The 9,835-nt window shown below is 42.8% G+C and carries 3 protein-coding genes and 2 pseudogenes; all 5 read right to left on the bottom strand.

Annotated features, from left to right (window positions below):
* Window positions 1-847, bottom strand: an 847-nt coding sequence (locus tag ABFV72_RS13025) for a hypothetical protein (RefSeq protein ID WP_347164102.1), incomplete at its 3' end; no start/stop codon positions are given.
* Between the two features lie 59 nt (window positions 848-906).
* Window positions 907-6,006: a beta strand repeat-containing protein gene (locus tag ABFV72_RS13020; protein ID WP_347164100.1), complete on the bottom strand. Its 5,100-nt coding sequence runs from the start codon at window positions 6,004-6,006 to the stop codon at window positions 907-909.
* Window positions 6,007-6,878: 872 nt separating this feature from the next.
* Entirely contained in the window at window positions 6,879-7,337 is a 459-nt protein-coding gene (locus tag ABFV72_RS13015) for an outer membrane protein assembly factor BamE (RefSeq protein WP_347164099.1), read from the bottom strand.
* An 82-nt stretch (window positions 7,338-7,419) separates the two neighbouring features.
* Window positions 7,420-8,262: pseudogene (locus ABFV72_RS13135) on the bottom strand (YadA family autotransporter adhesin); the annotation flags it as partial.
* A gap of 126 nt (window positions 8,263-8,388) precedes the next feature.
* Window positions 8,389-9,255: pseudogene (locus ABFV72_RS13130) on the bottom strand (trimeric autotransporter adhesin AtaA); the annotation flags it as partial.
* Window positions 9,256-9,835: the final 580 nt, after the last annotated feature.

The following is a 9,835-nucleotide window of genomic DNA, read 5'->3' as shown; positions in this document are numbered from 1 at the left end:
CGATACCGTTAGTAGTCGATTGTCCCGCAACGCTTAATGTATTTTGTAGTTCAGTAGCGCCAGTATTCGTTAAAGTACCTGTGTTAGCGATATTGCCGCCGTTAGTGATGTCGCCTGAGTTAGCTATGTCACCTGTGTTACCGATACCGTTAGTTGTGGTTTGACCAACCGCATTAAGGTTGTTGGTTGTAATGTCACCAGTATTGTTAATATTGCCATTATTGTTGATATTATTTGTCGTAGTTTGTCCTGTCACAGTTAGTGTGTCTTGTAAGGTGGTTGCGCCTGTTACACCTAGTATGTCATTTAGTTGAGTTGTACCATCGGTAATCATATTACCAGTCGTTGTCGTATTACCATTAACTAATAAATTAGCATTTTGACCAGGACTAGCAGTACCTATTGTCGTATTACCTGTAACACCTAGAGTGTTATTTATTTGAGTCGCACCATTGTTAGTCGTAGTACCATTATTAATCATGGCACCGTTGTTGGTCGTAGTACCATTGTTAGTCGTAGTACCAGTCGTAGTAAGGCTACCTGTAGTAGTACTACCAGTAGTAGTTGTATTACCATTGACTGTTAAATTAGCATTCTGAGCGGTAGTACCGACTGTGGTTGCACCTGCTACTGTTAAAGAACCATTATTGCCACCAGTATTTGTGATAATCAAATCTGAGTTCAAATTAGAACTACCAGAACAGTCCGTTGCCCCTGTCTGATTTGGTCCTGTTCCACATTGTATTGTATTAGCAGTACCGGCTGCCATAACTGGTGACATAAATAGTGCGCCGGTCGCTGTAGTAATGGCTATGGCTAAAAGCTTGCGCTGAAAATTGGTTTGCATAATATTTCCTCTCTGAATTATTTAATGAAATGCCAAAAATGTTTTGTTAAAAGAACGTTTTATCGACCTATCGCAAAAGCGAGCCCACCCTGATATAAGATGTCATCACTTCCAGCATATGCAAACCCTCCTGTTAGCTTATAATTACTTTCCTTACTCAAATAAGTTATCCCAAGTGCCATAGCAGTATTACCTTTGAAGCTTCCGACGCCGATCATACCTGATAGCTGACCTGGTCTAGCCACTGCATCTGAGCCATTAGATAAGGCAGCGGACATTGCGATACCTTTATAGGCAATTTCATCAGCTTGTTTGGAATATTCATATACTTTTGATAACTGCCCAACAGTCGCGGCGTCATTGTAATTAACCCCTGGAGATACATTAGTTATTCTGGTACCAGCTGCATTTATGCCATTGTTAGATAGACTAGGACCATCGTTAATTTGAATGCTATTGATTTGAATGTCGTTATTCAATCCTACGCTAATGCCGTCACTCGTTGTTTGAACAGATAAATTTTGATTGGTACTTGTCATAGCGATCGTATCGCCTAACTGGTGTGTAGTGCTATTTGTGCCATCGTTAAACGTAATACCTTTAGAGATTTTAGTGCTATTCTGCTGAACTACTGAGTCTAGACTAGCGACATTAGCAGCCGTATCGACCAAATCATTTGTGTTTTTAGCAATAGCTATATTTGCTGTTATTAAATCTTCGCTGTTTTTGGCTATCGCAACATTTGCCACATTCAAATCATTTCTGTTACTTGAGATATCATTTGAATTCTGAGATATCACCGTATTTGCGGTTATTAAGTCATTGCTGTTTTTAGCTATCTCATTATTTGCGCTAACTAAATCTTCGGCATTTTTTAAAATATCATTGCTGTTTTTAGCTATCGTACTGTTCGCTGCTACTAAATTCTCACTGTTTTTCAAGATATCGCCTGTATTTTGTGAAATCTTAGTATTGGCAATGTTCAAATCATCTGTGTTTCTCGAAATCTTAGTGTTGGCATTGGCCAAATCATCTGTGTTTCTCGAAATCTTGGTATTGGCACTAGCTAAATTATCTGTATTTTGTGAAATTTTGATGTTGGCACTAGCCAAATCATCTGTGTTTTGTGAGACTTTGATATTGGTACTGGCTAAACTAGCCGTATTTTGTGAAATCTTGGTATTAGCATTGACCAAATCATCTGTGTTTTTCGAAATCTTGGTATTAGCATTGAGTAAATCATCTGTGTTTTTCAAAATCTTGGTATTAGCATTGGCCAAACCATCTGTGTTTTTCGAAACTTCAGACTCAATAACAATTAGCTTACCCACGTTTTGTGAAATAGCATTCGTATTGCTAGAAATAGCATTACTGGCTGTGACTAGATCGCCAGTATTTTTAGCGATTGCTGCGTTTGCTATTACTAAATCACCAGTATTTTTTGCAATCCCTGCATTGGCTGTAGTCAATGCATTCGTATTGTCAGACACACTTGTGTTAATCGTACCGAGCGCACTTGCATACTGAGCAATCGAGCTAGTGTTTTGGGATATTGCATTATTAGCTGTCACTAAATCATCAGTGTTTTTAGAAGTGGCAGCTTTTACAGTGACTAAGTCAGCCGCATTAGATGCAATGTTGGTTGTATTTGTCGAAATAAGAGTATTGGCAGTGGCTAAAGCATTTTTTGCATCATCAATTTCGATTTTGGCCGCAGCAATATCACTCTGATTGTTGAGTGCAATATCTCTATTTAATGAGGTATTCATCGCAACAGCATATAGCTGACTGCCATTAACACTATCTGAGGAAGTTTGGGATATTTCACCAGCTGCTACGTTTTGAATCCTACGTTCATCATTAGCTGACCCAACTGAAATAACACCGTTTGCAGTACTGGCTGCAAAATTATTGTAGTCGATGCTACCTATTACTGTATTGGCCACTCTACCAGTATTCCCAGCAGTCGTCGTATTGCCTTGTTGTCCACTACTCTGTAACAACTGTGTTCCCACTTTGTCGCCTATAGTTGCAACCGTGTTGTTGCCTAAATAGACTGAGTTTTTGACTGTATTACCTATTGGTATAGCGTTGCCATCATTATCAACTTGCCCTGTGTTATTAATATTAGAACCCAAAACAAATGTATCACTTGAGTTGACAATATTATTATTTCCAAGTGCATGGCTGTTCGCCACAGTACTATTTACTGCTCTACTAGTAGTGGTAGGGCTCGCGGCTTTTATAATATTAGACTGTCCAATGGTTGATGAACTTGCTGCTTCAACGATATTGTTAGAACCAACCGCTGTCGTTCTATTCGCTAAAGACTCATTAGAGGCTCCTACAGATAATGAATTGGTACCATTAGCTTTCGCATTACGACCCAATGCTGTGGCATTCTCTCGAGTGGCTTGGGCGTTTTGGCCCATTGCGGTGCTGTTTAGACCAGTGGCTAGAGTAGTTGCGCCAACTGCTGTGCTGTTTTGAGCCAATGCCACACTGTCATAACCTATTGCGGTGGTACGGTCTGCCGTTGCTTCACTTTGCGCACCACTTGCTGTTGAGCCCAACCCTGAAGCAATGGCTCTACTACCTGAGGTGGTTGCGTAAGATCCTGATGCTGTGCCCTCAAAACCAGTAGCGGTGGCTTCTAGACCAGTCGCCTGCACATTGACACCAGTTGCTGTTGTATTTACTGCGGTGGCTTTCGCATTACGACCCAATGCTGTGGCATTCTCTCGAGTGGCTTGGGCGTTTTGGCCCATTGCGGTGCTGTTTAGACCAGTGGCTAGAGTAGTTGCGCCAACTGCTGTGCTGTTCTGAGCCAACGCCACACTGTCATAACCTATTGCGGTGGTACGGTCTGCCGTTGCTTCACTTTGCGCACCACTTGCTGTTGAGCCTAACCCTGAAGCAATGGCTCTACTACCTGAGGTGGTTGCGTAAGATCCTGATGCTGTGCCCTCAAAACCAGTGGCGGTGGCTTCTAGACCAGTCGCTTGCACATTGACACCAGTTGCTGTCGTATTAACAGCGGTGGCTTTCGCATTACGACCCAATGCTGTTGCGTTATCTTGAGTAGCTTGTGCGTTTTGGCCCATTGCGGTGCTGTTTAGACCAGTGGCTAGAGTAGTTGCGCCAACTGCTGTGCTGTTTTGAGCCAATGCCACACTGTCATAACCTATTGCGGTGGTACGGTCTGCCGTTGCTTCACTTTGCGCACCACTTGCTGTTGAGCCCAACCCTGAAGCAATGGCTCTACTACCTGAGGTGGTTGCGTAAGATCCTGATGCTGTGCCCTCAAAACCAGTAGCGGTGGCTTCTAGACCAGTCGCCTGCACATTGACACCAGTTGCTGTTGTATTTACTGCGGTGGCTTTCGCATTACGACCCAATGCTGTGGCATTCTCTCGAGTGGCTTGGGCGTTTTGGCCCATTGCGGTGCTGTTTAGACCAGTGGCTAGAGTAGTTGCGCCAACTGCTGTGCTGTTCTGAGCCAACGCCACACTGTCATAACCTATTGCGGTGGTACGGTCTGCCGTTGCTTCACTTTGCGCACCACTTGCTGTTGAGCCTAACCCTGAAGCAATGGCTCTACTACCTGAGGTGGTTGCGTAAGATCCTGATGCTGTGCCCTCAAAACCAGTGGCGGTGGCTTCTAGACCAGTCGCTTGCACATTGACACCAGTTGCTGTCGTATTAACAGCGGTGGCTTTCGCATTACGACCCAATGCTGTTGCATTCTCTCGAGTGGCTTGGGCGTTTTGGCCCGTCGCTGTGCTATTTACACCTTCTGCTAGAGCGTTCATACCCAATGCTGTTGCGTTATCTTGAGTAGCTTGTGCGTTTTGTCCGTTTGCAGTGCTACTTGCACCTTCGGCTAGGGCATTCATACCCAATGCTGTTGTATTAACAGCGATGGCTTGTGCATTCTGTCCAGTAGCCGTCGCATTCTGTTGAGTGGCTTGAGCATCCTGTCCAGTTGCGGTACTGTTTGAACCTGTCGCTCTACTACTCACACCAGTTGCCGTTGTATTGGTATTAATCGCCTGTGCGTCTTGTCCAATTGCTGTGCTATTTAAGCTAGACGCTCTACTATTTACACCGATTGCCGTGGCATTGCTACTGATGGCCTGTGCATTTTGTCCATTTGCGGTACTGTTTGAACCTGTCGCTCTACTACTCACACCAGTTGCCGTTGTATTGGTATTAATCGCCTGTGCGTCTTGTCCAATTGCTGTACTACTCTGCCCTCTAGCTTGAGACTGCCCACCATAGCTACTTGAATTTAGGCCATCGGCTATGGCGCTCTCTCCAATAGCCGTACTATTTGCTACCAATGCTTGCGCACTATTACCAATAGCAATCGCTGTTGGGGCTGCTGCCGTCGCCGCATCTCCATTGTTGCTATCACCAGCGCCCAAAATCTGTCCACCACCGATAGACACTCCTGATTGCAGATTGCCTGCCGCGTCAGGACCAAGTGATACTGATGCGGTACCAGCTCTATTTTCAACAACAATACCTGCACCTTCGGTAACTTCTACATCGCCCACAAACTCTTGTCCACATGATGGCGCATCTGCAGCTTGCGCATCTTTATCAAGTACGACAAATCCAAGCGCAGCATTTATGGCTTGTGTTGCTAGTGAGCTAACCACAAGAACTGAACCTCCAGCTCCTGCACCAAAAGGTAACGCTTGTATAGCCTCACCACTGGCTTCTAAGGCTAATGCAGCTATATCGACGCCTAGCATTCCATACTCTAGGTCACGAATTTCATTATCAAAAGTCTCTGAACATTTTCTGTCTGTTCTATCTGAATATCCGTCAGAGCCTGGCCCTGAACCTGAGCCTGATGATTGCGGTGCTGGACCAGTCGGAACAGTTGGTCCAGGTTCGACCACTACTGGGTCTGGTGGATTGTCTATAGAGTCTATTAATTGATCTATATAAGGTCGGTTGTTATTGAGTTCACTAGTGTTAGTTTGTATTTGAGACTCATTTGCAGTGATCCGATCACGATTACTGACAATGACCTGACCTTCATCAGCGTATGTATAATCATTATCACCAGTGCCCAAAGCATGTGATGGAAAACTGATTGCACTCATCGCAAGTATTAGAGCTGTTCTACGTAAAATGGGTGTTTCCATAGTTCTCTTTATCATAAGGCATACTCTATTTTGAATAACGATTCATGAAAACAAGTAGCAAAAACACCCCTGAAATTGTAAGTGAATTTCAGATTTCTACTTATGTTCGACAGGTAATACATATGTGATGCTATACAAACAAACTTTGTGTCTCAAAAATATTGAATAAATTTGAACTTAGATTATGTATGCGTAAAATCTCTTCCAATCTTTATAAAATATTACTATCATATAAAAATGATTATCAATTACTTGTATAACAGTTGTATAATTGTAAGTATGTTATCTATATTATTAATAATATTACTGTTTTGTAAATAGTGCAAGCATATATTTATGTGGAAGGATGTTTGTCTGTTTAGATAGATTAATTAGAAGTAAGAAATACTAAATATGCTTTACACTGTCATAAAAGCTAATCGGGAGCTCTGCACTAGTAAAACTATGCGCAAAATACTAGCTTTTGGAGCTCTTAAGTAGTTTGGCCGAATTAGCGAAGCTCTTGATGTAACAATGTATTGTGGAGATAGAAGACATAAGCTGCTTGCACAGTCAGAATAGAGTTGACGGGATAGGAATTTAGGTTATAAAAGGCTAAGATAGATTTGACTCTTTCGTTATAGTTGAGCTATGTAGCTATAACTTTCTAAGTGGACATTCATGGGATTAACTTAGAGTGTCAGATGACGAGATAAAAGTCGCTTTAATAAGATACAAATGCTAATTCGTAGACTTTTGATTAGGCGGTATATGAAAGACGCTGATATCAGTAGCATTGTTACTATTGCGATTACAATAACAACATCTCACAATAAAAAAGAGCAAGACATTTAATGTCTTGCTCTTTTTTGTACTATTGATAGCGACTAATATTAGAACTGTGAATATTTAGCACAAGTTGCTGGCTGCCAATAGAACTCAGTGGCAAAAAATTCATCATCGCGCAATCTGCCCTCATAGCTATCATCGAAGATGATCTTATACTGGCACGTCTCTACATTGTTATTGGCATCATAAAACTTGAGAATATAATCCCATTCACGAGCATTGAACCCTTCACTGAAATGAGGTGTACCGATTATTTTATAAATCTGATCTTTAGTTGTGCCCACTTGTATTTTAGCAATATCATTATGATTAACAATAGTGCCACCCTTCTGCCATGCCTTTTCTGGGTCTGGAAATACTAAATCGTTAGCATCAACAGCTCCATGCTGAGCACCAGGCGTTAAATGCCAAGTTGGCATGATGTTTTTTTGAGCACAACCAGTGACTGTGAATAGTAAAGCAGACGTAGCCAACAAGCCGTAACGATAAAAAGATTTTTTCATTATTTATCCCTTAATATATTTTATGAGTAATTTGACAGCGCTTGTATTCAAGCAAACGCTGTCAAACAGTGATGTGGCTATATTAGAAATGGAAACCTGCACCAATTGCGCCGCCTGCATTTCCTTGGGTGTCTGCTGTACCATTGATCTTCATTACCCAACGTCCATTGTCTGAGACTTTAGATAAACCAATAGCAACTGCACTTTCACCATTGTATGTTGCGACACCACCACCGATCATTGACTTACCAGGGATATAAGCTTGCGGTAGTGAAGACATTGCCATGGCAGCAGAGATACCAGCATTAGCATCGTCTTCTACTTCATTGATCTTATAACCCAACTCGTTAACGCTGTTGCTTAGCTTGCCATCTAGAGCGCTCAACTGGCCAAAATTCACAGCATCAGTAGGATTGATACCATCAGCAACACCTGTGATGGTGTTGCCACCGTTGTCTAAGCCAGTACCGCTTAGGACAACTGACTCATTGGGACCGTTAGCTATCGTGACGCCGTTTGTATTAACTGTAGTATTACCAGTAGTAACTGTACCTGCAGTAACATTGTCTACGTTGATGTTGCCACTCAAATCAAACTTGATACCACTATCAGTGGTTGTCGTCGTGATATTATCACTGCCTTCAAACTTAAGTGCAGTGCTATTACCAACTGATTTATTAACATCATTACCACTGTCTGCACTGAAGCTCAAACCAGTATCAAGTCTATCAGTATTGGCCTGAATATCTTCGTTGGCCTGAGCATTACCATTGTTTACAGCAGCAATCGCATCATTAAGATTACTTGCTCCTGTACCACCGATATTAGTGGCTGTTAAGTTGCCTTCATCATCAATCGCTGCATCACCACCGATAATGCCAGCCACATCGTTTCCTAGATTGTATAGCTGACCGCCGTTGATAGCGTCAGTACTTCCTGCATTGATAGCACCGCCATTGACGTTGGTTATAGTAGTACCAGCAGCACCGCCACCCAATGTAATGCTGCCTTTGTTGACAGTATCGTCTGGGTTTGTATCGTACTGAACCGCAGCATTGCTAAGCGCTTCATTACTACTTTCTAATGCATCGCTGACTGATTTTAACTGTGAGACGTTGACTGCATCAGAGTCTGCTGTACCTGCGGCCACACCTGTAACTTGACGATATACACCATTGGCTGCATCGCCCACTGCAACTGCACCAGTTGTGCTAGTGGTTGCTGTAATAGCAGCATTACCCGCTGCGCGATAGCCTACAATACCAGCACCTGTCGTAGCTGCAGAACCAAGACCTAGTACTACCGAGCCATTTTGGTTTGCTGTGATACCGTTACCAAGTACAAAAGTATCATCACTATTAATAGTGTTGTTATTACCAACTGAGTAACTGTTGTTGCCATTGATAGTGCTTGGATCACCAAAGGCACCAGAGTTATCACCGTTGACGACATTGCCTGTACCGATACTGATAGACTGATTACCTAGCGCTTGAGCACCGTCACCGATGGCTATAGAAGAAGCACCTTCGACTAGAGTATTGTGACCCAATGCTACTGAAGATTCGCCATTTTGAGTAATGATTGCATTAACACCAATTGCAGTCGAGTTATCACCACCAGCACTTGAGTCGTTAGTAGTACCTATATCACCTTGAGTACTAACCGCATTGGTATGCGCAAACTTCACACCTTCGGTGTTCATTTTTTGCACAGTTTCGGCAATGGTTAGGCGATCAGTGACTTCTTGACCGTTTACGTCATAAGTTAAGAATAAAGAATCCAAGTTACTGTCATCGATATTGCGATTCACAACTTGATCGGTCACATTGACAGTGACAGGATTACCGTTTTGATCAATTACTTCAACATTTGTAATATTTTGAGAAATCAAACTATCAAGCTGTCCTTTATTCACAGCGTCATCGGCATTCACGCCGTTTGCCACATTAGATAAGGTAGTGCCGCCACTCGCTACAAAGTCGTTGCCTTCATCGTCTTGATCAATCACTGCAGGTGTACCTGCCAAGGTCACTTGATCATAATTGATGATACTGTTGTCATTAGGATCTCGATCATACTGCACAGCACCTGCAGTCAAGTCTGTTAAACCATCAGATACTGCATCCACTTGTCCTTTGGTTGCTGCATCATTTGCATTCACACCATCAGCTAAATTAGTTATGACTGTATCACGGGCATCAATACCAGCCGCAGTAATACTTGGACCTGTCGGTGCGCCACCTGCATCAATAAAGCTAATACCACCTTGATTGATTGAGATACCGTTGTTACCAGCATCATCGGTTGCGGTAAAACCTTCCGCACCATAGTTGCTGGTGTTGGTACCGTCAGTAACAGTGGTACCTGCTGCGGTAATGGTGGTGCTAGCACCGCCAACTGTACCATCAGTAATTGCGACGCCGTCACTGTTTGTGACCGTGTTTCCAGTAGTGACACTACCATCAGCGCCTAGGTCAATGTTCTCAGCAAGCTGTACT

Source organism: Psychrobacter proteolyticus (assembly GCF_039762275.1).
Taxonomy (GTDB): domain Bacteria; phylum Pseudomonadota; class Gammaproteobacteria; order Pseudomonadales; family Moraxellaceae; genus Psychrobacter; species Psychrobacter proteolyticus_C.
The sequence above is the reverse complement of the archived record's forward strand: the minus strand, read 5'-3'. Positions and strand labels throughout refer to the sequence as shown.